We start from the raw sequence: 24,145 nt of genomic DNA on the forward strand, positions 1-24,145 counted from the left end.
ATGCTTCCGGCGACGCGGCTTCGAGGGGGAACGCCATGGCTCGTGCGTCCGATTGGTCGCCGGTGGGGATGGAGTCGGATCCGACTCCGGGGAATCCGGACGAGGTCCGCACGTTGGCGGATGATTTGCAGACGTTCGCCGACGATGTGGGTGAGGCGCTGGGGAAGATCCGGGGGCTTGCCGGGGACAGTGCCGTCCAGGACTGGTCGGGATTATCGGCGGACGCCTTCCGGGACGAGTTCGACGGCGTCCCCGAAAATCTGACCAAACTCCGGAACAGCTACGACTTATGCGCGCAGGCGTTGCAGACGTACTGGCCGAAGCTGGAGACCGCGCAGGGGGACGCGGACCGCGCGCTGGAACGTGCCATCGCCGCGCAGGCCGACCTGACGGCCGCGCAGAACGCCCTGGGTGACGCACAGGATTGGGTGTCGCGTGCGGGGGATGAGGCGGACCGTCTGGAGCGCGAGGGCGAGGGTGCACAGCCGCCGGACGATGCGGAGGTGCGTGCTGCGACGCGTGATCGGCAGGCCGCCCAGCAGGCGCAGGAGTCGGCTCAGGGCCGGGTGGACGACGCACAGGGCCGCCTCGACGCCGCCCGCCAGTTGGCGGAGCAGGCGCGGGAGATGCGGGAGGACGCCGCCCGCGAGGCCGCCCGTGACATCGACGAGGCGTCCGACGCCGGTATCCAGAACCGCAAGTGGTGGGAAGACGCCATCCACTGGGTGACGGAGAACTGGGACACGATCGTCGACGTCTGCAAGGCGATCGTCGCGGTCCTCGGCATCGTCGTCATGATCATCGGCGGGCCGTTGGCCTGGGTGGTCCTCGCAGCCGCCCTCGTCGTCCTCGCCGACACATTGATCAAATACGCCCGGGGAGAAGCCGGTCTCCTCGACGTCGCGTTCGCCGTACTCGACTGCATTCCCGGGATGAAGGGCCTCACCACCCTCGGCGGCCTCGCCCGGGGCCTGAAGGGCGGCCTCGCCGCCGCCCGCACCGGCCTGAAGGGCCTGCGCCAGGGCGCCCTCCAGCTCGGCCGCCGCACGCGCGGCGACGGCATCCCGATGAACGGCCGCACCGCCTGCGGCGACCCCGTCGACATGGCCACCGGCGAACTGCTCCTGTCCGCCACCGACGTCAGCCTCCCCGGCGTCCTGCCCCTCGTCCTGGAACGCCACCACATCTCCTCCTACCGGGCGGGCCGCCTGTTCGGCACTTCGTGGGCCTCCACCCTCGACCAGCGCCTCGTGCTGGACGCGCACGGCGTCAGGTTTTTCACCGCCGACGGCATGACCCTCGTCTATCCGCGGCCCATCGCTGGGGAAGGCGTGCTCCCCGTCGAAGGGCCGCGGTGGGAACTGCACTGGGACGGGCGGCCCTCCTCCACCCTGACCGTCGTGCAGCGGGAGACGGGCCGGACCCTGCACTTCGGGCAGGTCCCGGGCCATCACGGTACGGACCTGCCAATCACCGCCATCACCGATCGCCACAACAACGCCATCAGCTTCGCCCACGACGACCGCGGAGCACCGACCGGCATCGTCCACACCGCCGGCTACCACATCGGCATCACGACCGAGCGGGGCGTCGTCACGGCACTGCGGCTGCTCAGCCATCCCGACCGGCCCGTCCTGCTCCGCTTCGGGCACGACCCCGCGGGAAGCGTCACCGAGGTCGTCAACTCGTCCGGCCGGCCGCTGACGTTCCGGTACGACGACCAGTATCGGCTGATCCGCTGGGAGGACAGAAACGGCTACTGGTACTCCTACGCGTACGACGAGACCGGCCGCTGCGTGCGCACCGACGGCTCCGGACACGCACTGCGCTTCCACTACGCCTACGACAGCGCGAACCACCGCACCGCCGCCCGCGATTCCCTCGGCAACACCACCACCTTCCAGTTCGACGACTGCTACCGGCTCACCTCGGTCACCGACCCGCTCGGCAACTCCACGGCCTACCAGCACGATCGTTACGACCGGCTGCTCAGCGTCACCGATCCGGTGGGCCACACGAGCCGGTACGAGTACGACGACCTGGGAGACATCGTGGCGGTGGTGCGTGCGGACGGCAGCGCCCGCCGCATGGAGTACGATGCGCTCGGGTCCCTGACCAGACTCCGGCAGCCTGACGGCGCCGTGTGGACGCAGACGTTCGACGACGCCGGGAACCGCGTAGAACTGGTCGATCCCCTGGGCAACCGGACCCGCTTCACCCATCACGACACGGGCGGACCCGCCACGATCAGCGACGCCGCCGGACACACCGTACGGATCCGGTGCGACGCGGCGGGGCTCCCCGTCGAGGTGACCGACGCCGGCGGCGGGACCACCGTCGTCACCCGGGACGCTTTCGGGCGCGCCGTCGAGGTCACGGACCAGGAAGGCGGGGTGACCGAGTACACCTGGACCCCGGAGGGCAGGCCGAGCCGCCGTACGGCTCCGACCGGTGCCGTGCAGACCTTCGTCTGGGACGCCGAGGGCAACCTCCTGCGCGCCACCGATCCGAACGGTGGAGTCACTTCCTACACCTACGGTGCCTTCGACATGGTCGCCTCGCGCACCACGCCGGACGGGGTGACGTACACCTTCGAGCGGGACACCCGCCTGCTCGTCACCGGCGTCGTGACCTCGTACGGGACGACCTGGGACTACAGCTACGACGCGGCCGGACGCCTCATCGGCGAATCCGACTTCGACGGCCGCGTCACCACCTACCACCGCGATCCCGCGGGCCGGGTGGTCCGGCGGACCAACGCGGCCGGGCAGAGTGTCGCCATCGAGTACGACGTGCTGGGCCGGCGCGTCCGGAAGGCGGCGTCGGACGGCACGGTCACGACCTTCGCCCATGACCCCCTCGGACGTGTCCTGCGGGCGACCAGCCCGGGCGTGGTCGTGGACAGGACCTACGATCCCGTGGGCAACCTCCTGTCGGAGACGGTCAACGGCCGTACCCTCGCGATGACCTACGACGCGGTGGGCCAGTGGCACTCCCGCCGCACGCCGAGCGGCCACACGAGCGTCTGGACGTACGCGCCGACGCGGCAGCCAGCCACCCTGTCGACCGGCGGGCACCTGCTCACGTTCACCCATGATCGCGCAGGCCGGGAACGCAGCCGTCACCTGGACGGCCTCGCCACTCTCACGCGGACCTGGGACGCCGGCGGGCGGAGGACCTCGGACGCCGTGACCGGGAGCGACGGCCTGTCCCTCCTGTCCCGTCACTACGACTACCGTGCGGACGGCAGTCCCGTGCGCATCTCGGACGCCCACGAGGGGAGCCGTGCCTTCTCGTTCGACGAGATGGGCCGGGTGGTCACCGTCGCGACTCCGGACGGTGAGGAGTCCTACGGCTATGACGCAGCCGGCAACCAGAGCGCCGCACACTGGCCGTCCGGCGGGACGGAGACACAGGGCGCACGGCAGTACACCGGCAGCCTGCTGACCCGGGCCGGGCGGACGGAGTTCCGGTACGACGGTGCGGGGCGGGTCGTGGCACGTGAGCGTGCCGCGATGTCGAAGGAGCGGGGCGCCTGGCGCTATGTGTGGAACGCCGAGGACCAGTTGGTCAGCGCGACGACGCCGGACGGCACGGTGTGGCGTTACGCCTACGACCCCTTCGGCCGGCGTACGGCGAAGAAACGCCTCGCCGACGACGGCGCCGTGGCGGAGCGGACGGACTTCACCTGGCACCGCTTCACCCTGGTCGAGCAGGAGACGACCCGCGACGGCGGCTCCCACGTCCTCACCTGGGACCACCAGGGGCTGGAACCGATCACCCAGACGGCTCGCAGCACCCATGGCCCGGGCGTCGAGCAGGATTTCCGTGCGGTGGTGACCGACCTCGTCGGCATGCCGACACACCTGCTCGGCGCGGGGGCGGACGTCACTCGCGCGGTGAGCACCAACCTGTGGGGCAGCGAGACGGCGCCCGCCACCGCGCACACGCCGCTCCGCTTCCCCGGCCAGTACGCCGACGAGGAGACCGGCTGGCACTACAACCTCTACCGCCACTACGACCCGGACACCGCGCGCTACACCAGCCCCGACCCCCTGGGGCTCGTGCCCTCACCGAACGCGTTCACCTATGTCGTCAACCCGCTGACGTGGACGGACCCGTTGGGGCTCTCGGCCCACCCGGAGGACGATCTTTACCGTGGCGTCTGGCCGGACCACCCCGACTTCGCCGACGCGGTGAACGGTGACGTCATCCCCACCGGATGGGGGAAGCCGGGGCCGAAGCTGACGCCGGAGGAGCACAATGGCGGTGTGCTGGGACTGAGCGACTATTCCTCCTGGACGACCAGGAGGTCACTGGCCGAGCAGCGGGCCACGGAGAACGGCGTCGTGCTCAGGGTGTCGGCCGACGACTACCCGACGGTCCCGTCGCCGGACTACTTCGACGAGGCCGAAGTACTGATCGAGGGACCGGTGAACGGCGCGGAGCGCTTGCGATGAACCCACAGATCGAGATGTCGTCGGGCGCACTGGCGGACGTGCTCGACTCGTACGCGGCGGGGCACGGGGACGCCGGTCTCGCCGCGTGGAGCGCCGTGCTGCGGGATGCCCCGTCGGTCGTCCGGCGCGGGCATGTCGCCGACACCCGTCACTGGATCGACACCTATCGGCGCCGGTACGAGGCGGCCAGGGCCACCGGATCCGCCCTCGCCGGCGAACTGGGGGAACTGGTCGGCGAACTGACCCGGCACGAGGGCGAGCCGCTCGCGCTCGTCATGCTGAGCGAGGGCGGCCGCGCCTGCTTCCTCTGGCTCACCGTCGAACCCGTCCGTCTCGTCGCCCGCTTCACGGCCGAGGACCGGCGCCGGAGCTGAGCGGCGGGGACGTGGGACGCGACCGCCTCGGCCGGCCCGGGAGTCCTACGCGACGCCCTGGGCGCTCATCGTGTAGCGGACGCTGTCCCCCGCGTACTCGTAGACGGTGACCCACACGAAGTAGCCGTCGGCGAAGTAGTTCGCGTGAACGGACGCGCAGTGGCCGTCGGAGGACGGGTCCCGGAGGGTGACGAACTTCTCGACGCCGGAGGGGCTGGTGCCCTGGACCACGGCCTCGATGCCCCAGCCGTTGGCGGTGTTGTCGCAGACGGTGATCTTCTCCTGTGACGCGTATCCGGCCAGGTCGGCGTCGAAGAACACGGCGCCGCTGCCGTTCCCCGTGTAGAGCCAGCCGACGTTCTGCGGAGCGGCCTGCGCGTTTGCCTGTGTGGCCGTTGCGAGGACGGCAGCAGCCGCCACGCCTGCCACCATGCCGAGCCGGCGTATGGAGCGGGGAACGAGACGCATGGAAAGCCCTCATTTCGTGAACGAGAACCGCGGTGGATGTGACGAGCACGCATCCTAGCCTTGCGGAAGCCGCCGCGTCCTGCGCTCGAATGCGGCAGTCAGGGCGGTATTTGAGGGTGCGTCCCGTCTCTTCGGTGGACCGGGGAGGGAATCGCCGCGGGGGCCGCGTGACACCTTCCCGGGGGCGAAGACGGCCGCGTCGGACGGGTGGTGGGTGCCGTCGGTGTGGCAGTGCTCCGGGGGGAGTTCGTCAGCCGGCCGTTTTGCGACCGCGAGTGGCGTGCGGTCAGGGTGCGTGCCGTGCGTCGATCTCCGCGACGAGCGTCTCGACGCGGGCGCGGATCTCGTCGCGGATGGGGCGGACGGCCTCGACGCCCTGCCCGGCGGGGTCGTCGAGGGGCCAGTCGAGGTACGTCCTCCCGGGGAAGACGGGGCAGGTGTCGCCGCAGCCCATGGTGATGACGTAGTCGGACGCCTCCACCGTCTCGGTGGTGAGCACCTTGGGCTGCTCGGCGGAGATGTCGATGCCGACTTCCCGCATGGCCTCGACGGCGGCGGGGTTGACCTGTCCGGCCGGGAGGGAGCCGGCGGAGCGCGCCTCGACGCGGTCGCCGGCGAGGTGGCTGAGGAAGCCGGCGGCCATCTGGGAGCGGCCGGCGTTGTGGACGCAGACGAACAGCACCGAGGCGGCTGAGGTGGAGGGCATGGCTCTTCCTTCGTGCGGGCGGCACACCGGAGTGGCATTAGCCGCTGCTGATGTGAAAGTATCAGCGCGTGCTGACTTCAGTCGATACTGATCTGATCCGGGCGCTGGCGGACCCGCTGCGGCTGCGGATCGTGACGCTGCTGGCGCACGAGACGCTATGCACCACGCACCTGGTGGAGGAGACCGGCGCGAAGCAGACGAACCTCTCCAACCACCTGCGGGTGCTGCGGGAGGCCGGTGTCGTGGACACCGAGCCGTGCGGCCGGTTCACCTACTACAGGCTGCGGCCCGCCGTTCTGGAAAGCCTGGCCGGGCGGTTCGCGGATCTCGCCGCCACCGCCCGCGCCACCGTGGGCAACGACCGGAAGCGGGCCTGCCCGTGACGACCGCCAGGACCCCGGCCGGCCCCGAGCGGGTCGGATCCCCGGATGCCGACCGGGCCGGGATCGTCGGGAAGCTCTCCACGCTCGACCGGTTCCTGCCCGCCTGGATCATCGTCGCCATGGCCGCCGGCCTGGTCCTCGGCCGGGCGGTGGACGGGCTGGACGAGGTCCTGGCCGGTCTCGAGATCGGCGGTGTCTCCCTGCCGATCGCGGTCGGGCTGCTCGTCATGATGTATCCGGTGCTGGCCAAGGTCCGCTACGACGCGACCAGCCTGCGCGCCGTGACGGGCGACCGCCGGCTCATGGTCTCGTCGCTGCTGATCAACTGGCTGCTCGGACCGGCGGTGATGTTCGCCCTGGCCTGGGTCTTCCTGGCCGATCTCCCGGAGTTCCGCACCGGCCTGATCATCGTCGGCCTCGCGCGCTGCATCGCGATGGTGATCATCTGGAACGACCTCGCCTGCGGCGACCGGGAGGCCGCCGCCGTCCTGGTCGCGCTGAACTCCGTCTTCCAAGTCCTGGCCTTCGGCCTGCTCGGCTGGTTCTACCTCGACCTCCTGCCCGGCTGGCTGAACCTCGGCGAGGGCGAGCACCTGGACATCCCGGCGGGGAGGATCGTCCTGAACGTCGCCGTGTTCCTCGGCGTCCCGCTGGTCGCCGGCTTCGCCACCCGCCGCATCGGCGAACAGCGGCTCGGCCGGGCGAGGTACGAGTCCCGGCTACTGCCCCGGATCGGTCCGTGGGCACTGTACGGACTGCTCTTCACCATCGTGCTGCTCTTCGCCCTCCAGGGGGAAGCCATCACCTCCGGGCCCTGGGACGTCGCCCGGATCGCCCTGCCGCTGCTGGCGTACTTCGCGGTCATGTGGTTCGGCTCCTACACCCTGGGGCGAGTGGCGGGACTGCCGTACGACCGCACCGCGACGCTCGCCTTCACCGCCGCCGGCAACAACTTCGAACTCGCCATCGCCGTCGCGATCGGCACCTTCGGCGTCACCTCGGGCCAGGCCCTGGCCGGGGTCGTCGGCCCGCTCATCGAGGTGCCCGTCCTGGTGGCGCTGGTGTACGTCTCACTCGCCCTGCGCCGGCGGCACGGCGCGGCGGCTCCGGACTGACCCCGGGGGAGGGCCTGCCCGGTGGGAGGCGTCCCGGGTGGCCGCCCAGGAGGCGAGGAGGCGCAGGCCCTCCTCGGACGGCGAGCCCGGCTCGGCCGTGTAGACGGTGAGCGTGAGCCCGGGCGCCGCGGCCATCTCCAGGCCCTCGTAAGCGAGGGAGAGGTCGCCGACGGCGTGGTGGTGGAACCGCTTCACGCCGGTCCCGTGGTGGCGGACGTCGTGGGCGCCCCAGCGGACGCGGAAGGCGTCGCTGCGCGTGGACAGCTCACCGACGAGGTCGTGCAGGTCCCTGTCATGGGGGTTGCGGCCGGCCTCGGTGCGCAGGATGGCGACGCAGATGTCCGCGTCGCGCTCCCAGTCGGGGTGGAAACGGCGCGCCGCCGGGTCGAGGAAGACGAAACGGGCGAGGTTCGGCTGCTCCGGGCGGGCGGCGTAGACCTCGTCGTAGAACGCGCGGGCGAGCCGGTTGACGGCGAGCAGATCCGTACGGCCGTTGCGGACGAACGCCGGCCCGCCGGTGACCGCGTCCAAGGCCCACTGCAGGCTGCGGTGCGGCGTCCACGCCCTGGTGCGGCGGCGGGGACGCGCGAGGGTGTCGGCGCCGCTGGCGGCCTGGGCGAGGTTGAGCAGGTGCGCCCGCTCGGCCTCGTCGAGACGCAGGGCGCGCGCGATGGCCTCAAGGACGGCGGGCGAGACACCGGTGAGGTGGCCGCGCTCCAGCTTGGCGTAGTACTCGACGCTGACGTCGGCCAGGGCGGCGACCTCGCTGCGGCGCAGCCCGGGGACGCGGCGTCTGCCGCCGGCGGGGAGCCCGGCCCGCTCGGGGGTGACCCTGGCCCGCCGCGAGGTCAGGAACTCGCGGACTTCGGCGCGGTTGTCCATGCCCCGACCGTACGTCCTCCGCCCGGCGGGACGGGTGTACTGCCGGTGCACCCCTCAGCAGAGCCGGTCCCGCCCGGCGCGCGGCGGGTTGCCCCGGACACGAGGTGGGCGGAACGGGTGGGCGCGCCGCCGCCCGGCTGCGCCCTGAGCCCTCCGCGCCGGCGCCCGGCCTTCAATGGCCGGGGCCGCGCGGCCCGCCCCGCGGCCGGACACTCTGAGCGAGGAGGAGCAGCCATGCGCGGTGTCGTGATGCACGCCCCCGGTGACGTGCGGGTGGAGGAGCGCGAGGACCCGCGGATCGTCGAGCCGACGGACGCGGTGATCCGTCTGTCGGCGAGCTGCGTCTGCGGATCGGACCTGTGGCCGTACCGGGGGGTCGAGCCGGTGGACGGCCCCACCCCGATGGGGCATGAGTACGTCGGCGTGGTCGAGGAGGTCGGCGCGGACGTGACGACCGTCCGGCCGGGCCAGTTCGTCGTCGGCTCGTTCTGGGCGTCGGACAACACCTGCGAGATCTGCCGGGCCGGGTACCAGAGCGGATGCGTCCACCGGGTGCTCATGGGCACGCTGGGCGCGCAGGCCGAGCGTCTGCGGGTCCCGCTCGCCGACGGCACCCTGATCGCCACCCCCGGCACGCCGCCGGACGACCTGATCCCGAGCCTGCTCGCCGCCTCCGACGTCCTGGGCACCGGCTGGTTCGGCGCGGTCGCCGCGCAGGCCGGTCCCGGCAGGACCGTCGTGGTCGTCGGGGACGGCGCCGTCGGGCTGTGCGCGGTGCTCGCCGCGCGGCAGCTCGGCGCCGGGCGGATCATCGCGATGAGCCGCCACACCGCCCGGCAGGAACTCGCCCGGGAGTTCGGCGCCACCGACATCGTCACCGAACGCGGCGACGAGGGCGTGGCCCGGATCAGGGAACTCACCGGCGGCCTCGGCGCGCACTGCGCGGTCGAGGCCGTCGGCACCGAGCAGTCGATGACACAGGCCATCAGCGCCACGAGGCCGGGCGGGCACGTCGGGTTCGTCGGCGTCGCGCACGGCGTCGCCCTGCCGATGGAGCGGCTGTTCTCCTCGCTCGTCCACCTGCACGGCGGCCCCGCACCGGTACGCCAGTACCTGCCGCATCTGATCGACCTGATCTGGAGCCGCGCGATCGACCCGGGCAAGGTCTTCGATCTTGACCTCCCCCTCGACGGAGCGGCCGAGGCGTACCGGGCCATGGACGAACGCCGCGCCATCAAGGCCCTGCTGCGCGGGTGACCGGCCCGCGCACGTCACGGCGGCGACGGCGGGACACCCGAGCGCTCGGCGCCCGCGGCCGTGAGGCGGACTCAGCCATCCCGCCCGGTCCGGCCGTCGTAGACGAGGAGCCCGTCGTCGTTCAGCCGTACGCCCGGCGTCGGCGGGTGCGGGGTGAGCCGGCCGTCGTGCATGAGGTGCCGGACGGGAACGCCGCGGGCCACGACGGCGAAGTCGGCGATGAGCCGGCGGTGGCAGCGCCACCACACGGACTCGCTGCACATGACGGCGGTCCTGACACCGGCGGCCCGGTCGAGCAGCGTCCCCATCGCGGCGACGAAGTCGGGGGAGCGGGTGTGGGCGGCGTAACCGCGGAAGGAGGCGTTGCGCCAGACGGTGTCGGGCGAGTCGGGGGCCGGTCTGCGGAAGCCGCCGAGAGCCGGCTCCCAGCGGTAGGCGATGCGGTGCTCCGGCAACCGGCGGGCGAGGTGGTCGCGGCCGACCTCCGGGTTGCGGCGGCTGCCCGGCGCGGTGCGGACGTCCACGACGGCGGCGACACCGGCGTCCCGCAGCAGGGCGGCCAGCTCGTCGAGACCCGCCGTGCCGTGCCCGAACGTCACCAGCTCCGACGCGGCATCACCCCTCGCGGCACGGTCGTCCATGCCCCGATTCTGCCGACGGCCCCATCAGGACACCGGAAGCGGCACGCCGCGCGGCCCGCCCGGGGGAGTGCGCCGCCGACGCCCCGCGCACGCGCTACGCCGCCGATCCGCTTCCTCCGCCCTGCCCGGCCCGCGCGGGCGTGAGGCGGTAGAGGGCGGCGCCGTGGGCCGGGAGGTCGATGTGCAGGTGGCGCCCGTCGTGCGGGGTCTCCGTGCGCGACCACAGCTCCCGTACGCCGTCGTCCGGGCGCGCGCCGATCGAGCCGAGGGGGACGGTGACGCGCCGGGGAACGTCCGCCGTCGAGAACACGGCAGCCCAGCGGCACCGCCCGTCCTCCTCCCGGGCCGTCCACAGCACCGTGTCCCCCTCCCGCAGGACCTCGCGGTTGCCCCTGCTGTGCCACAGCACGGCGAGCGCCTCGTCGTTGGTGAGCAGCCCGATCGTCTCCGGCGGGCTGGTGGGCAGGTCGCCACCCATCATCAGCGGGGAGCGGGAGATCAGCCACAGCGTCATCAGGCTCGTCTGCTCGGCCGGGGTCAGGCGGCACAGGCGGTCGTCGCCCCGCTCGGCGCGGATCCCGATACGCCCGAGGGGCAGCATGTCGGCGTCCGCCCACCCGTTGTGGCCCTGCCACGGTGCCCACCGGGCCATGCGGGCGAACTGCGCCTCGACATCCTCCCAGCGGTCCCACAGGTCGTCGCAGACCCGCCACATGGTGGCGCACTCCCGCAGGTGGTCCAGACGGGCGAGAGACACGTCGGTGCCGGGTGACAGGCTGAGCCGGATCGGCCGCCCGCTGCGCTCGATCGCGCGGGCGTAGGCGGTGATCTCCCGTTCGTGGTAGGGGAACAGCATGTCGTCGGCCTTGACGAAGTCCACGCCCCACTCGGCGAACCGTGCCACCTGCGCGTCGTAGTACGCCTGCGCGCCGGGGTGATCGTGGTCAAGACCGTAGTTGTCCGAGTTCCAGGGGCAGACGGACGTGGTGTCGGCGATCTCGTCGGCGGTCCACGCCGTTCCCGCGACGGGCAGGCCGAGGGCGACGGCCCGGCGCGGGATCCCGCGCATGATGTGGAGACCGAACTGCAGGCCGAGGGCGTGCACGCGCTCGGCGAGCGGCCGGAAGCCCGCCCCGCCGGCCGCCGAGGGGAAACGGTTCGGCGCCGGCGACTGGCGACCGTACTCGTCCAGGACGACCGGCGCGTCGGCGTTGTAACCGTGCGCGCGGGCGGTCGGCTCGTACCACTGGATGTCCACCACCACCGTGTCCCAGCCGTGCGCGAGCAGGTGGTCGTGCATGAAGGCGGCGTTGGCGAGGACGTCCTCCTCGGTCACGGTGGTCCCGTAGCAGTCCCAGGAGTTCCAGCCCATCGGCGGACGCAGGTGCCGGTCCGGTATCGGGCGTGCGGGTCGGGGCATGGGGGCTCGTCCTCACTCTCGCGCGCTCGCGCGGATGTCGGCCCGCGCGGCGGCCCGTTCCGGAGACCGGGCACACGCCGGGCATTGGACGCCGCTCACCTGCGGCTGTCAAGGACGGCGCCGACGGGCCCGCCGATACCATGGGGCCGTCACAGCACTCGGCCGCACGGGACGGGAGGGCGAGCCATCGTCACGATGCAGGACGTCGCCCGGGCGGCCGGCGTCTCGCCGATGACCGTCTCCAACGTCATCAACAACCGCCCCCACGTGCGCGAGAGCACGCGGGCCAAGGTGCTCGACGCGATGGACCGGCTCGGCTACCGCGTGAACGTCGCCGCCCGGAACCTGCGCGCCGGCCGCACGCAGGTCATCGGGCTGGCCGTGCCCGAGGTGGACCGGCCGTACTACGGCGAGCTCGCCGCCCGCATCATCCGGCACGCCCGCGCCGCCGGGTACCAGGTCGTGATCGAGGAGACCGGCGCCGACCGCGAGGGCGAGCTGGAGGCCATCGCCTGGTCGCGCAACAGCATGTACGACGGCCTGATCCTCAGCGCCGTCGGGCTCGGCCCCGCCGACCGCGAACTGCTGCGGGTGGACTTCCCGGTCGTCGTGCTCGGCGAGCGGATCTTCGACGGGCCGGTCGACCACATCGCCATGCCCAACACCGAGGGCACGCGTGCCGCGACGGCGCACCTGATCGACCGGGGGTGCCGCCGGATCGCCATGCTCACGGGCCCCGACCTCACCGGGACGAACGTCTCCTCCCTGCGGCACGCCGGGTACCGGGAGGCGCTGCGCGCGGCGGGCCTGCCCTACGACGCGGGCCTTGTCGTCCCCGTGCCCGAACTCACGCTGGAGTGCGGCGCGGCCGGTGCGCGGCGCCTGGCCGGCGCGGAAGCCGGTGTGGACGGTGTCGTGGCCGTCACGGACACCGTGGCGCTCGGCGCCATGCGCGGCCTGGCGGACGCGGGGCTCCGTGTGCCGGGGGACGTGAGGGTCGTCGGCTTCGACGGCATCACGGTCGGCGCCTACACGCTGCCGTCGCTGTCCACGATCGATCCCGGCACCGACGGGATGGCGGCACGGGCCGTCGGCCTGCTCGTCCGGCGCATCCGCAAGGACGACGGGCTCGGGCAGCCGCGCGACATCATCGGTCCCTTCCGCCTCGTGGAACGGGAATCCACCGCGTAGGACGCCGGCGATCGCGCGTCCCGCGCGAGCGGGATCACGTGCGGAACCCTTGACGCGCAGCAGGCCCGTCAGCTTTTGTATCGATACACATCCGCCTGTGGAGGTCACCGTGTCCAACCCCGCGCGGGGTACCGCGATCATCAATCTCGACATCGAGGGTCCCGTCATCAGCCGTCATCTGTACGGTCACTTCGCCGAGCACCTGGGCCACTGCGTCTACGGCGGGTTCTGGGTCGGCGAGGACTCGGAGACACCGAACGAGGGCGGCATCCGGCTGGACGTGGTGGAGGCGCTGCGGGCGCTCCGGATCCCCAACCTGCGCTGGCCCGGCGGCTGTTTCGCCGACGAGTACCACTGGCGCGACGGCGTCGGCCCGCGCGCCGAGCGGCCCCGCATGGTGAACACCCACTGGGGCAACGTCGAGGAGAACAACCACTTCGGCACCCACGAGTTCATGGCCCTGTGCGAACTGCTCGGCGCCGAGCCGTACATCAGCGGCAACGTCGGCAGCGGCACGGTGCGCGAGATGAGCGAGTGGGTCGAGTACCTCACCCGCGACGGCGACAGCCCGATGGTGCGGCTGCGCAAGGCGAACGGGCGCGAGGAGCCCTGGCGCGTGAAGTACTGGGGGATCGGCAACGAGACCTGGGGCTGCGGCGGCAACATGCGCGCCGAGTACTCCGCCGACCTGGCCCGCCAGTACGCCACCTACTGCCGCGACCACGGCGACAACACGCTCTACCGCATCGCGTCGGGCGCCTCCGACGACGACTACGCGTGGACCGAGACGCTGATGAAGCAGATCAGCTGCTTCGGCTGCGAGGCGACGCCGAAGAACTTCTTCCAGGGCGTCTCCGTGCACTACTACACGCTCTCCGGCCCCTGGGACGCGAAGGGCAGCGCCACCGTCTTCGACACGGACGACTACTACCGGACGATGGCGTCGGCCGCGCGGATCGACCGTGTCCTCGCGGGCCACTCGCGCGTCATGGACGTGTACGACCCGAACCGCACGGTCGGGCTGGTCCTGGACGAGTGGGGCACCTGGTGGGACGTGGAGCCCGGCACCAACCCCGGCTTCCTGTTCCAGCAGAACACCCTGCGCGACGCGCTCGTCGCCGGCCTGCACTTCGACATCTTCCACAAGCACGCCGAACGCCTGCACATGGCGAACATCGCCCAGACCGTCAACGTCCTGCAGGCCATGCTCCTCACCGACGGCGACACCCTGGTCCGTACCCCGACGTACCACGTCTTCGAGATGAACAAGGACCACCAGGACGCCTCGTCCCGCGCGGTCCACCTCACCGGTGACCACCTGCACCGCACCGTCGGTGACACCGAGCTGCGGACCCTGTCCGTCTCCGCCAGCGTCAAGGACGGGCAACTGCTCGTCTCCCTCACCAACCTCGACGCCGACCGGCCGGCCGAGGTCGCCATCGACCTGCGCGGCGGCAGCATCGGCACCCCCACCGCCCGCGTTCTGACCGCCGACCGCATCCAGGACCACAACACCGCCGAGGCCCCCGACACCATCGCCCCCCGCCCCTTCGACGGTGTGACGGCCACCGACCGGGGCATCGCCCTCACCGTCCCGCCGCACGCCTTCCTGACCGTCCGGGCGCCGATCGCCTGATCCCGGACCCGGCGGCCGGGGCGGGAACTCCCGCCCCGGCCGCCGGTGGCACGTCAGCCGACGCGGGTGATGTCGAGGCCGTTGAGGTGCGCGGTCGTGCCGTACACGGCGACATCGAGCCGCCCGTCCGTGACCTCGATGCCGTTGAACGTCTGCGTGGTCACGCCCCGGCCTGCCGAGGCGCCGCCGACCTCCACACCCTCGACGGCGAAGCTGCTCCTGGCCGTCCCCAGCAGGTCGCCGACGTGGACGGTGACCGAGTAGGTGCCGTTCGGGACGTCCGCCAGGAACTCGTACCGGCCGCCGAAGAAGGCGACGAAGTCGCGGTCGAGGTCGCCGAGCGCCGCGCCGCGGTCCCGGTCGATCATGCCGGTGGTGTCGACGAAGCCGTAGCCGGCGCCGTCCGCGTACAGCGTCCCGCGTGTGACCTCGGTGCAGCCGGCGGCGACCGGGGCGCCGGCCGGGCCGAAGTCGAACCGGGCGTCCGGCACCCGGGTGGTGACGGCGAGCGGCTTCGACGGCTTGGAGTCGCCGGCGGCGTTGACCGCGACGACCCGCAGCTCGTACGCCGTTCCCTCGGTGAGTCCCGTGACGTCGGCGAGGGGGATGGTGGAGGTGGTGGCGAGGGTCCACTCGGCGGCCGGGTCTCCGGCGAGCCGCTTCTGCACGCGGTAGATGTCCGCGCCGCGCACCTGCCGCCAGGTCAGCCGCAGGCCGACGTTCGACACGTCGCCTGCCGCGAGCCCGTGGGGCTTGCGCGGGGCGTGCCGGGGCGGCTCCACGTCGACGACCCGGTCGGCCAGCGGGACGTCGAGCCCCGCGACCTCGCCGGCGACGAGGCGGGCCATCTGGATGGCGCCGTACTCCTGGAAGTGGGTGTCGTCCATGGTCCCGGTGGGCCGGTTCGGGTAGACACCGGCCGGGACGTGCAGGAAGACGGACTCCGCCTCCTCGGGGCCGATCGAGTCGAGGTAGGCGCGGCTGGCGGCGGACAGGTCGACGAGCGGGACGTACTCCTCGGCCGCCACCTCGGTCGCGGCCCGGACGTACTCGGGGAAGGAGACGTCGAACAGGCCGGTCGTGGCGTCGAAGGAGCGGCGGGACACGGGCGTGACGATCACGGGGATCGCGCCGCGTTCACGGGCGCCGCCGATGTAGTCGTCGCGGAGGAACTCCTTGTAGTCGGCCGGCGAGGTGTAGCGCTCGGGGATGCCGACCGAGGCGTCGTTGTGGCCGAACTGCACGAACAGGTAGTCGCCCGGTTGGATCTCATCGAGGATGGCGTCGAGCCTGCCCTGCTCCACGAAGGAGCGCGAACTGCGGCCGCCGATGGCGTGGTTGGCGACGGTCACCTCGTCGGAGAAGTAGCGGTCCAGCATCTGGCCCCAGCCGGCCTGGGGCGCCCAGTAGGGGTCGTACGTCTGCACCGTCGAGTCGCCCGCGAGGTACACCGTCACCCCGTCGTCGTCCGCGGCGGCGGCCTGCCCGGGGGCGGCGATGCCGCAGACCGCGGTGATCGCGCCGGCGAGCACGGCGACCGTGCCGGCGAGAAGGCCGCGTCTGCGTCCTCCACCGGTACGGCGTTCGGTTGCGCCCATTCCTGGCTCCTTCTGTGATGCGTCCGGACGGTCGAGCCGCCCCCGCCGTGAGTGAAACGATTCATTCACGGCGGGCGCGGCAGCCCGGAGACAGCGAGGGGTTACGGGACGGAAGGTTCCCAACGCCCGTGCCGTGCCGTCAAGATCCGTGCACACACCTGTCGTACGGTCAGGCCGCCGCCCAACGGCGCGGTTTGTCGGGGTTCCGCATCAACCGGATGAGCTGATCCGGTCGCCCGCGACCTCGAACGCGGACACCGTCACGCCCCGGGCGGGTGCGGCCCACAAAATGCCGGGACTCCCCGCCGGCGGATTGGTACGGTTCGCGGGCTCGCGGTCCGCGAGCCGGCTGAGAGGGGTACGGGCGACCATGCAGGAGTCAGAGGTACGGCGTGCGGTGGCCGCCGCGAAGGCGATCGTCTCCTCGTCCGGCCTGGCCGCCGACGACGCGGTCGTCCTCCACAACTCGAACAAGCTGACGCTGCGTCTGCTGCCCTGCGACATCCTCGCCCGGGTGGCCCCCATGGATCAACAGGTCGCGCAGTTCGAGATCGACCTCGCTCAACGGCTCGCCGCAGCCGGCTGCCCGGTGGCGGCCCTCGATCCGCGGGTGGAGTCGCGCGTCCACGAGCGCGACGGTTTCGCGGTCACGCTGTGGACCTACTACGAGCCCGCCACATCGGACGGGATCCCACCGGCCGCCTACGCCGACGCGCTGGCGCGGCTGCATGCCGGCATGCGCGGGCTCGATGTCCCGGCACCGCACTTCACGGACCGTATCGAGTACGCGCAACGACTCGTGGCCGATCGGGACCGCACACCCGCGCTCGCCGACGCGGACCGGGAGCTGCTGGGCGACACGCTGCGCCGCCTGCGGCAGGTCTTCCGCGAGCGCGGCGGTGATGATCAACTGCTCCACGGCGAGCCGCACCCGGGCAACCTGCTCCCCACGGAGCACGGGCCGCTGTTCATCGATTTCGAGACCTGCTGCCGCGGGCCGGTGGAGTTCGACATCGCCCACGCCCCCGAGGAAGTCGGGTCGTACTGCCCGGACACCGATCCGGACCTGCTGCGTGCGTGCAGGCTCCTCGTGCTGGCGGTCATCACAGTGTGGCGCTGGGACCGGGACGACCAGTTCCCCGACGGGCGCCGCCTCGGTGAGGAGTGGCTCGGCGAGATCCGGGCGGCGCTCGCCGGCGACGGGGCGTAGCCGCCCGGATCAGGCGAACGCGACGAGGACGCGGCTCTCGCCGTACTGCCACACCGTGCTGACCGACCGGAAGCCCGCCTCGCGCAGCAGCCGGACGTGGTCGGCGAGGGACAGGTCGTTCCCCGGCCCGTCCTCCGTCCCGGTGCAGCGCCCGCGCGCCGCGAACGCGTCGGCCAGCTCCGGGTCCCGGGCCGCCTCGCGCCACCAGGACTCCCAGTCCGGTTCGTCCCCCGCCAGCGCCGACGCCATCCGGCGGCTCCCGACGTACGCGGCCAGGTCCGCGCCGCGCGCGTCGTCGTCGGGGAAGTGGTCGGCGTTGACGAGGACGCCGCCGGGCCGCAGCAGCGCGGCGGCCTGGCGGTAGGTCAGGGCGAGCGCGTGCACGGGGAGGCAGTGCAGCGCGGTCGCCGAGAGCACGGCGTCGGGCGCGCGGTCGATGCCGAGCGCGTCGATCCAGCCGGTGCCGCCGAGCTCCGCCTCGACGTACCGGGCGGCGTCCGCGTGGTGGGTGCGGGCCAGCTCCAGGAGCAGCGGATCCCGGTCCACGGCGACGATCCCGGCACGGGGCACGCGCCGCGCGATGCGGGCGGCCAGCGAGCCGGGGCCGCAGCCGAGGTCCACGAGCAGCGGCGCCGGCCGGTCCCGCGTCACGTACTCCACCACGTCGGCGATCACCGAGAAACGCTCTTCGCGGCCGATGGCGTACCGCCGCTGCTGGCGTTCCCAGCGATCGACCCAGTACTCGGCCGTCGCCATGCTCACACCCATCGGAACGCGTCACCTTCCGCCGTCTGCCGAACCGGCGGCCATCCTACATGGTCATGATTTTCAGTTGCTTTTTCAGTCGAGCGCGCGGAGCGCCGTCAGCAGCGTGTCGATCTCCTCGGGAGTGTTGTGGACGTGGAGACTCACCCGCACGGCGCCGTCGGTCTCGTCGGCCCCGGCCCGGCACAGGCTGTCCGCGCGCACCATGCAGCCGTGCGTGTAGAGGATGAAGCCCAGGTCCTGCGGTGGTATGTCGCGGTGGCGGAACGACACGATGCCGCGCCGCCGGGCCGCCGTCCCGTCGGCCGCCAGGCTGAGCTGACAGCCCAGCACCTCGTACTGCGGCAGGCGCCGCAGCCCGTCGGTGAGCCGGGCCGCCAGGGCGACCGTCCAGCGCTCGATCCTGCCCACGTCCGCCGCGGTGAGCCAGTCGAGCGCCGCGCCGAGGCTGACGAGACCGACCGTGTTGGGCGTTCCGCTCCACCCGCCGGGCCGGAACGCGGGGCCGCGCGCCTGGCGCGCCCACACCGCTCCGGTGCCCGGCAGGGCCAGCGCCTTGTGGCCCGAGAACACGACGAAGTCCACGTCCAGGTCGGCCACGGACAGCGGGAGGTGGCCCACGCTCTGCGCCGCGTCGAGACAGATCGGCACCCCGTCCCCCACCACCCGCCGCAGCCGGTCCACCCGCATGTCGCCACCGAGGACGTGGTGCACGTGCGTGGCCGCGACGAACCGGGTGCGCGGGCCGACCATGTCCGCGAGCGCCCGGTGGTCGTAGTCCCCGGACGACTCCTGGTACGGCAGCCCTCTGACGCGGACGTCGATCCCCGCCCGCGCCACCGACCGCTGCGCCTCCAGCCACGGCACGAGGTTGGCCCGGTGATCGGCGTAGGGGACGAGGATCTCGTCGCCGTCGGCGAGCTGCGGGACCAGCCAGTCGAGGGCGACGGCGCGCAGCCCCTCGGACGTACCGCTGACGAAGTGCACCGCCGACCGGTCGGGCGCCGGGTCGCCGAGGAACTCCTTCACGCGGGCACGGGTGCGCTCCACCGCGGCGGTCGTCTCGTTCGCCCAGGGGTAGGTGCCCCGGCCCGCGTTGGCGTTCCGCGTCACCAGGTACTCCTGGACGGCCGCCAGTACGGCGTGCGGCTTCTGGGAGGTCGCCGCGCTGTCCAGGTAGGCCAGGTCCGGATGGTCCGCGATGATCGGGAACTGCGCCCGCAGCGCCCGCTGCCACGGACCGAGGAGCGTCAGATCGTCCGGCTCCATCGCTCAGTCCCGGGTCAGCGGAGCGCCGGCGTCACGCCAGGCGACGACACCCCCGTCGAGGCTGCGCACGTCCGGATGCCCCATGCGCGTGAGCAGGGCTGCGAACCGCGCCGACTTCTCGCCGACCGGGCAGACCAGCAGTACCGACTGCCCCCGCCCGAACGGCAGCCCGCCGTGCACCTGCTGCTCGAACAGCTCGTCGACGATGTTGAGCGACCCCTCGATGTGCAGCGCGGCGAAGGCGTGCGGCCCCCGCAGATCGATGACGAGCGGACGTTCCCGCGCGATCCACTCGCGCGCCCCCGCGACATCGACGCTCCGGACGGCCGCCAGCTCCGCCTCCGTCACGGAGGAGAGCGCGTTGCGGTGGGGCGCCCTGCCCAGCAGTTCGGGACGCCGCTGCCGCACATAGCCGAGGTAGCTCTCCACCCGGTCGCAGGCGATGAACACCGCGGTCCTGTGCTCCCCGTGCTCGCCGGGCTCCGCGTCGTGCTCCCGCAGGTGGCGCACGGCGCCGTGGTACGCCGCGCCGCTCGTCGGGCCGGCCAGCAGCCCGCACCTGCGGTTCAGCACCACCATGCCGTCGATGGCCTCGTCCGCGCTCACCGCCTCGATCGTGTCGTAGGTGTCCGGGTCGAACAGGCCCACCTCGTTCACCTCGTCGATGGTCCTGATGCCCGGGATGAAGTCCGACTTGCCGGCGACGAGACCCACGACCCCGACACCCGGATCGTGCTCCCGCAGCACGCGGGCGACACCCGTGGAGGAACCGGCCGTCCCCACGCACGCGATGAACCAGTCGGGGGAGCGGCCGCCCAGGTCCTTCACGATCTCCGGCCCCGTGCCCGTCGCATGGGCCTCGATGTTCCTCGGGTTGTAGTACTGATCGGTGTGGAGGTAGCTGGTGCCGTCCTCCGACAGGGAGCGGTGGAACTGCGTCAGCGGGTCGTCCGTGTCCGTCGGGTCGAGGCACTCGCTGCGCCCCGGCAGTTCCTCGATCTCCGCGCCGAGCAGGACCAGCAGCTCCCGGATCTCCGGCACCCGCATCCGGTTGGTCACGCTCTTGAACGTCAGCCCGTGCATCCCGGCGAGCACGGCGAGGGCCTTGGCCGTGTTGCCGCTGGACAGCTCCACGACCTGCTCGCCCGCCGCCGTCGCGGCGTCGAGCCTCGGCCGCAGCATGCCCCACGCCGCGCGGTCCTTCACGGAACCGAAGGGGTTCAGCATCTCCAGCTTCGCGTACAGATCGATGCCGCGCAGGCCGTGCACGGCCGGATCGATGCGTACCAGCGGGGTGTTGCCGATCGCCTCGGTGATGTCGTCGTACCTCATGCCTCTCCGCTCATGTAAGTGCTCGGCCAGTACCGCTCGTCCAGGGACCACCACCACGAGCCGGCCCGCCGGCCCGCCGCCACCGTGCGCGCCCTGGGCTGCATCTGCGCCCGGTGCGCGTGGAAGTCCATGCAGTAACCGGCGGTGTTGGGGAAGGCGAGCACGTCTCCACGGACCGGCAGGGCGGGGAGGAAGACCATGCGACGGGTCACCAGGTCCGCTTCGAGGCACAGATTCCCCACCAGGTAGACCCCGACCGGGGCACGGCCCTCCTCACCCCCCTCCCGCCGGTCGTCCCGGGGAACGATGACAGGATCCGCCAGTACGCCGTGTTCCTCCAGGGTGACATCTCCGGCGTTCATCCCGAGCCGTACCAGATGCGAGCCGTCGTCCAGGGGGCGCACGTCCAGCACCCTGGCGAGGGAGACGCCGCACTGGTCCACCAGCGCGCGCCCCGGCTCGACATGGAGGTCGTAGAGATGTTCGAGCAGCAGATCGGCCAGTGTGCGATCGAGCGTGGGCGCCCGCGTGGTCAGCAGCTCGTCGAGATAGGCGGGCCCGGCGACGGACCTGTGCGCCGGGTAGAGGGTGAGCTGCCCCCGTACGGTGCCGCCCTCGTTCCGGAGGCCGTAGCCGTGGCCGCGCCAGGTCAGCGGGGGGCGGCGGCCCAGTACGGCGCGGGTGAGTTCGGTGGTGTAGCGCTCCCACTGCTCGCCGTCGGCCAGGTAACGGGCGCCGTAGCCGCCGCCGATGTCGATGGCGCGCGGATCGAGCCCGCGCCGCCGCGCCTCGTCCATGACGAGGACGCAGCCCTCCAGGGCGAGTGCCTTCTCGTCGATGCCGGTCGTGTCGAGGTGGTAGGCCACCCCGGACAGCTCCACTGCGTCCCGGTGCCGTTCGGCCAGGTCGAGCAGTGCTCCCACCGCGCCGACCGGGGTGCCGAACCTCGTGCGGCGCGACAGCACCCGGACGCCTTCGGCCTCGAAGCCGGACAGGCGCAGCAGCACCCGGACGCAGGGGAGCGCGTGGGCGCGTACCAGGCGTATGAGATCGGTCAGTTCGGCGTGCGAGTCGACGCTGACCGTCACTCCGGCGCGGGCGGCCAGCCACAGGAAGTCCGGGTCCTTCGGACCGGTGGCCAGGACCCGTTCGGGCGTGAACCCCGAGCCGAGCGAGTGCCCCAGCTCGTCGAGCGAGGCCGCGTCGAGCCCGGCGTCGGTGGCGGCGAGACGCCGTACGAGGGCGCTGGAACGGTTCGCCTTGTGGGCGAAGTAGACCTGGCCGCCGAGGTGGTGACGCCGGTAGACCGCGCGGAACGCGGCGACGTTGTCGGCGATCACGTCGGGCAGCACGACGTTGAGGGGAGAACCGAGCGCGTCCACGAGCGAGTGCAGCAGGGCCGGGGAGGCGAGTAAGCCGCGCAGCGGTTCCTCCACCCGTGGCTCCAGGTACAGGGGCGCGTCCACCATGATCATTCCCTCCCCGGCGCGGGCCGCTCCGTCCCGCGGCCTCCTGACCCGCCCTTGAGCGGCCCTGATAATCATTTTCCAATCCGGCGGAGTTTACGCACGCTCTTTCGAGCCCCACCAGCCCCACCACCCCCGAGGACCGCGACGCACCGTGCCACCGAACCGGACCGGACCACCGGGCGAGGATGACACCGGATGCACGACGGTGTCTGCACCGCCTCACTCCGGCACGGCCCCCGGGCCGCCGGTCAGCTGCCGAGAACGGCCAGTTCCAGGCGCCGGAGCCGGTCCTGATCGGCGATGAGTTCGTACACGGCGACCGCCCCGTGCGCGACGGTGACGGCGAGGACGAGCCTGAGCCGTCCGTACGGTGCGACCGCGATCCCCACCACGCCGTCGATGAGCACCGGCTCCGCGAGACCCGCGTTCCGCCCGAAGACGGCGATCTCCTCCGCCACGGTCCGCGCGCCGCGCACCTCGGCCGGCCGGTCCGCCGGGATCGCCGAACGGTCCGCCCGCCGCACGACATCGGGCGCCAGCACGGCGAGGATCGCGTCGATGTCGCCAGCCCGCGCCGCCGAGAGGAACGCCTCCACCACGACACGCTGCCGGGCGAGTTCCGCGGCGGGGACGGCGGGCACCCCCCGCACCCTGCGCCGGGCACGGCTCGCGAGCTGTTTCGCCGCCGCGACGGAGCGCTCCACGACCGGGGCGATCTCGTGGAACGGCACGGCGAACATGTCGTGCAGCACGAACGCGACACGCTCGGCGGGACTCAGCCGGTCGAGCACGACCAGGAGAGCGCGGCCCACCTGATCGGCCAGCACCGCCTGCTCCTCCGGAACGCTCTCCGCGGCCGGGGCGCCGATCCCGTCCGGCACGGGATGGCCCGCCGGATCCTCCCGCCGCGCCGCCCGCGCACGCAGCATGTCGAGACAGATGCGGGAGACCGTCGTCGTGAGCCAACCGGCCGGATTGCGTACGGCGTCGCCCTCGGTACGCGCCAGCCGCAGCCAGGCTTCCTGGACGGCGTCCTCCGCCTCGCTGTGCGAACCGAGCATGCGCTGCGCGATCGCCCGCAGGCGGTTCCGGTGCGCCTCGAAACCTTCCACGAGGTCGTGATGCGTGCCCACCGGTCACCCTTTCCCTTCGCCGGCCGTCACCACGGTAGAGGGCACCGACGCCCAGGTGGGCGGCGGGGCCGGAGCCGATACGGAGGGAGCTGTCATGGACGTCTACGAAGCGGTCGCGAGCCGGCGGGCGGTGCGCCGGTTCAGCGGGGAACCGGTTTCCCGGAGCACGCTGCGACGCGTGCTGTCCGCCGCGACCCGCTCACCGTCCGGGGCGAATCTCCAGCCCTGGCACGTCCGTGTGCTGACCGGAGCGCCGCTGGCGGATCTGAAGGAACGCACCGCTGCACGGGTGGCGGCGGGTGACCCGGGGGACGAGAGGGAGTACCGGATGTACCCGCCGGAGCTGGCGGCCCCGTACCGCGCACGCCGGGACGCCGCGGCCGAGCAGCGCTACGCCGCCCTCGGCATCGCGCGCGAGGACCGGCGGTCGCGTGCGGACGCCGTGGCGGCGAACTGGGACTGCTTCGGTGCGCCCGCCGCCCTGTTCTGCTACATCGACCGCGCCATGGGACCGGCCCAATGGGCCGACGTCGGTATGTACCTGCAGACCGTCATGCTCCTGCTTCGCGCCGAAGGGCTGCACAGTTGCCCGCAGATGGCGTGGTCGGTGTACCACCGGACCGTCGCCGCGGTCGTGGCACCTCCGCCGGAACTCCTGCTGTTCTGCGGCGTCTCCATCGGATTCGAGGACCCGGCCGCACATGGCGCCCCCATCGGCCGGGCACCGTTCGCCGAGACGGTCGCGTTCATCGACGGCCGGTCGACAGCGGGCGCGGACCCGGCGGCCCGGCCCGGCCCGGAGTGACGCCGGGGAATCGGAAGTGCTGGTCCGCAAC

General features: G+C 72.4%; 20 protein-coding genes. 9 read left to right on the top strand and 11 right to left on the bottom strand.

Annotation, left to right across the window (positions count from 1 at the left end; genetic code table 11):
* Window positions 1-68 precede the first annotated feature (68 nt).
* Together EMA09_RS26725 and EMA09_RS26730 are read left to right on the top strand one after the other, a co-directional pair.
* Complete coding sequence (locus EMA09_RS26725) at window positions 69-4,460, top strand: RHS repeat-associated core domain-containing protein (RefSeq protein ID WP_346655878.1); 4,392 nt, start codon at window positions 69-71, stop codon at window positions 4,458-4,460.
* Window positions 4,457-4,834: a hypothetical protein gene (locus EMA09_RS26730; RefSeq protein WP_129843521.1), complete on the top strand. Its 378-nt coding sequence runs from the start codon at window positions 4,457-4,459 to the stop codon at window positions 4,832-4,834. Before EMA09_RS26725 ends, EMA09_RS26730 begins: the two co-directional genes overlap by 4 nt.
* A gap of 45 nt (window positions 4,835-4,879) precedes the next feature.
* Here EMA09_RS26730 and EMA09_RS26735 read toward each other — a convergent pair whose 3' ends face one another.
* Window positions 4,880-5,302 carry a hypothetical protein gene (locus tag EMA09_RS26735; RefSeq protein WP_129843522.1) on the bottom strand — a complete coding sequence of 141 codons (423 nt, stop codon included), beginning with the start codon at window positions 5,300-5,302 and terminating at the stop codon, window positions 4,880-4,882.
* A 286-nt stretch (window positions 5,303-5,588) separates the two neighbouring features.
* Window positions 5,589-6,008: an arsenate reductase ArsC gene (locus EMA09_RS26740; RefSeq protein ID WP_129843523.1), complete on the bottom strand. Its 420-nt coding sequence runs from the start codon at window positions 6,006-6,008 to the stop codon at window positions 5,589-5,591.
* A gap of 68 nt (window positions 6,009-6,076) precedes the next feature.
* On the opposite strand from EMA09_RS26740, the gene EMA09_RS26745 reads away from it, so the two are divergent.
* Together EMA09_RS26745 and arsB are read left to right on the top strand one after the other, a co-directional pair.
* Window positions 6,077-6,391 carry a metalloregulator ArsR/SmtB family transcription factor gene (locus EMA09_RS26745; protein ID WP_129843524.1) on the top strand — a complete coding sequence of 105 codons (315 nt, stop codon included), beginning with the start codon at window positions 6,077-6,079 and terminating at the stop codon, window positions 6,389-6,391.
* Window positions 6,392-6,453: 62 nt separating this feature from the next.
* Window positions 6,454-7,506, top strand: a complete 1,053-nt coding sequence (arsB, locus tag EMA09_RS26750) for an ACR3 family arsenite efflux transporter (protein WP_240796732.1) — start codon at window positions 6,454-6,456, stop codon at window positions 7,504-7,506.
* On the opposite strand, the gene EMA09_RS26755 is transcribed toward arsB, so the two are convergent.
* The gene (locus tag EMA09_RS26755) at window positions 7,462-8,388 is read right to left on the bottom strand and encodes a helix-turn-helix transcriptional regulator (protein ID WP_129843526.1); all 927 of its coding nucleotides are present in this window, start codon (window positions 8,386-8,388) and stop codon (window positions 7,462-7,464) included. The genes arsB and EMA09_RS26755 overlap by 45 nt on opposite strands.
* Window positions 8,389-8,622: 234 nt before the next feature.
* Here EMA09_RS26755 and EMA09_RS26760 point away from each other — a divergent pair, with 234 nt between their 5' ends.
* On the top strand, window positions 8,623-9,645 hold the full coding sequence (locus EMA09_RS26760) for a zinc-dependent alcohol dehydrogenase family protein (RefSeq protein WP_129843527.1): 1,023 nt from the start codon (window positions 8,623-8,625) through the stop codon (window positions 9,643-9,645).
* 71 nt (window positions 9,646-9,716) lie between these two features.
* Here the strand turns inward: EMA09_RS26760 and EMA09_RS26765 are convergent, their stop codons facing one another.
* Together EMA09_RS26765 and EMA09_RS26770 are read right to left on the bottom strand one after the other, a co-directional pair.
* On the bottom strand, window positions 9,717-10,286 hold the full coding sequence (locus tag EMA09_RS26765) for a DUF488 domain-containing protein (protein ID WP_129843528.1): 570 nt from the start codon (window positions 10,284-10,286) through the stop codon (window positions 9,717-9,719).
* A gap of 94 nt (window positions 10,287-10,380) precedes the next feature.
* On the bottom strand, window positions 10,381-11,706 hold the full coding sequence (locus EMA09_RS26770) for a glycoside hydrolase family 27 protein (protein WP_240796587.1): 1,326 nt from the start codon (window positions 11,704-11,706) through the stop codon (window positions 10,381-10,383).
* Window positions 11,707-11,901: 195 nt separating this feature from the next.
* On the opposite strand from EMA09_RS26770, the gene EMA09_RS26775 reads away from it, so the two are divergent.
* Window positions 11,902-12,897, top strand: a complete 996-nt coding sequence (locus tag EMA09_RS26775) for a LacI family DNA-binding transcriptional regulator (RefSeq protein WP_129843529.1) — start codon at window positions 11,902-11,904, stop codon at window positions 12,895-12,897.
* A 97-nt stretch (window positions 12,898-12,994) separates the two neighbouring features.
* Window positions 12,995-14,533 carry an alpha-L-arabinofuranosidase C-terminal domain-containing protein gene (locus EMA09_RS26780; protein WP_240796588.1) on the top strand — a complete coding sequence of 513 codons (1,539 nt, stop codon included), beginning with the start codon at window positions 12,995-12,997 and terminating at the stop codon, window positions 14,531-14,533.
* 53 nt (window positions 14,534-14,586) lie between these two features.
* Here the strand turns inward: EMA09_RS26780 and EMA09_RS26785 are convergent, their stop codons facing one another.
* The gene (locus EMA09_RS26785) at window positions 14,587-16,131 is read right to left on the bottom strand and encodes a GDSL-type esterase/lipase family protein (protein WP_129843530.1); all 1,545 of its coding nucleotides are present in this window, start codon (window positions 16,129-16,131) and stop codon (window positions 14,587-14,589) included.
* 370 nt (window positions 16,132-16,501) lie between these two features.
* Here EMA09_RS26785 and EMA09_RS26790 point away from each other — a divergent pair, with 370 nt between their 5' ends.
* Window positions 16,502-17,341, top strand: coding sequence for a phosphotransferase (locus EMA09_RS26790; RefSeq protein WP_129843531.1), 840 nt, complete (start codon window positions 16,502-16,504; stop codon window positions 17,339-17,341).
* Window positions 17,342-17,350: 9 nt separating this feature from the next.
* On the opposite strand, the gene EMA09_RS26795 is transcribed toward EMA09_RS26790, so the two are convergent.
* The 5 genes from EMA09_RS26795 to EMA09_RS26815 all read right to left on the bottom strand — a co-directional run bounded on the left by EMA09_RS26795 (window position 17,351) and on the right by EMA09_RS26815 (window position 23,309).
* Entirely contained in the window at window positions 17,351-18,109 is a 759-nt protein-coding gene (locus EMA09_RS26795) for a class I SAM-dependent methyltransferase (RefSeq protein ID WP_129843532.1), read from the bottom strand.
* Between the two features lie 72 nt (window positions 18,110-18,181).
* Window positions 18,182-19,375, bottom strand: a complete 1,194-nt coding sequence (locus tag EMA09_RS26800) for an aminotransferase class V-fold PLP-dependent enzyme (protein WP_129843533.1) — start codon at window positions 19,373-19,375, stop codon at window positions 18,182-18,184.
* Between the two features lie 3 nt (window positions 19,376-19,378).
* Complete coding sequence (locus EMA09_RS26805) at window positions 19,379-20,707, bottom strand: pyridoxal-phosphate dependent enzyme (protein WP_129843534.1); 1,329 nt, start codon at window positions 20,705-20,707, stop codon at window positions 19,379-19,381.
* Complete coding sequence (locus tag EMA09_RS26810; RefSeq protein ID WP_129843535.1) at window positions 20,704-22,176, bottom strand: Y4yA family PLP-dependent enzyme; 1,473 nt, start codon at window positions 22,174-22,176, stop codon at window positions 20,704-20,706. Before EMA09_RS26810 ends, EMA09_RS26805 begins: the two co-directional genes overlap by 4 nt.
* Before the next feature lie 248 nt (window positions 22,177-22,424).
* Window positions 22,425-23,309 carry a sigma-70 family RNA polymerase sigma factor gene (locus EMA09_RS26815; protein WP_129843536.1) on the bottom strand — a complete coding sequence of 295 codons (885 nt, stop codon included), beginning with the start codon at window positions 23,307-23,309 and terminating at the stop codon, window positions 22,425-22,427.
* Window positions 23,310-23,403: 94 nt separating this feature from the next.
* Between EMA09_RS26815 and EMA09_RS26820 the strand changes: the two genes are divergently transcribed.
* Complete coding sequence (locus EMA09_RS26820) at window positions 23,404-24,114, top strand: nitroreductase (protein ID WP_129843537.1); 711 nt, start codon at window positions 23,404-23,406, stop codon at window positions 24,112-24,114.
* Window positions 24,115-24,145 lie beyond the last annotated feature (31 nt).

The organism is Streptomyces sp. RFCAC02, assembly GCF_004193175.1.
In the GTDB taxonomy this organism is placed as follows: domain Bacteria; phylum Actinomycetota; class Actinomycetes; order Streptomycetales; family Streptomycetaceae; genus Streptomyces.

Bases quoted from the DNA above. Each gene is read 5' to 3' on its own strand.
- EMA09_RS26760 (WP_129843527.1), top strand. From the start codon at position 8,623: ATGCGCGGTGTCGTGATGCACGCCCCCGGTGACGTGCGGGTGGAGGAG.
- EMA09_RS26765 (WP_129843528.1), bottom strand. From the start codon at position 10,286: ATGGACGACCGTGCCGCGAGGGGTGATGCCGCGTCGGAGCTGGTGACG.
- EMA09_RS26735 (WP_129843522.1), bottom strand. From the start codon at position 5,302: ATGCGTCTCGTTCCCCGCTCCATACGCCGGCTCGGCATGGTGGCAGGC.
- EMA09_RS26725 (WP_346655878.1), top strand. From the start codon at position 69: ATGGAGTCGGATCCGACTCCGGGGAATCCGGACGAGGTCCGCACGTTG.
- EMA09_RS26790 (WP_129843531.1), top strand. From the start codon at position 16,502: ATGCAGGAGTCAGAGGTACGGCGTGCGGTGGCCGCCGCGAAGGCGATC.
- EMA09_RS26800 (WP_129843533.1), bottom strand. From the start codon at position 19,375: ATGGAGCCGGACGATCTGACGCTCCTCGGTCCGTGGCAGCGGGCGCTG.
- EMA09_RS26740 (WP_129843523.1), bottom strand. From the start codon at position 6,008: ATGCCCTCCACCTCAGCCGCCTCGGTGCTGTTCGTCTGCGTCCACAAC.
- EMA09_RS26820 (WP_129843537.1), top strand. From the start codon at position 23,404: ATGGACGTCTACGAAGCGGTCGCGAGCCGGCGGGCGGTGCGCCGGTTC.
- EMA09_RS26775 (WP_129843529.1), top strand. From the start codon at position 11,902: ATGCAGGACGTCGCCCGGGCGGCCGGCGTCTCGCCGATGACCGTCTCC.
- EMA09_RS26770 (WP_240796587.1), bottom strand. From the start codon at position 11,706: ATGCCCCGACCCGCACGCCCGATACCGGACCGGCACCTGCGTCCGCCG.
- EMA09_RS26805 (WP_129843534.1), bottom strand. From the start codon at position 20,707: ATGAGGTACGACGACATCACCGAGGCGATCGGCAACACCCCGCTGGTA.
- EMA09_RS26755 (WP_129843526.1), bottom strand. From the start codon at position 8,388: ATGGACAACCGCGCCGAAGTCCGCGAGTTCCTGACCTCGCGGCGGGCC.
- EMA09_RS26795 (WP_129843532.1), bottom strand. From the start codon at position 18,109: ATGGGTGTGAGCATGGCGACGGCCGAGTACTGGGTCGATCGCTGGGAA.
- EMA09_RS26810 (WP_129843535.1), bottom strand. From the start codon at position 22,176: ATGGTGGACGCGCCCCTGTACCTGGAGCCACGGGTGGAGGAACCGCTG.
- EMA09_RS26785 (WP_129843530.1), bottom strand. From the start codon at position 16,131: ATGGGCGCAACCGAACGCCGTACCGGTGGAGGACGCAGACGCGGCCTT.
- EMA09_RS26730 (WP_129843521.1), top strand. From the start codon at position 4,457: ATGAACCCACAGATCGAGATGTCGTCGGGCGCACTGGCGGACGTGCTC.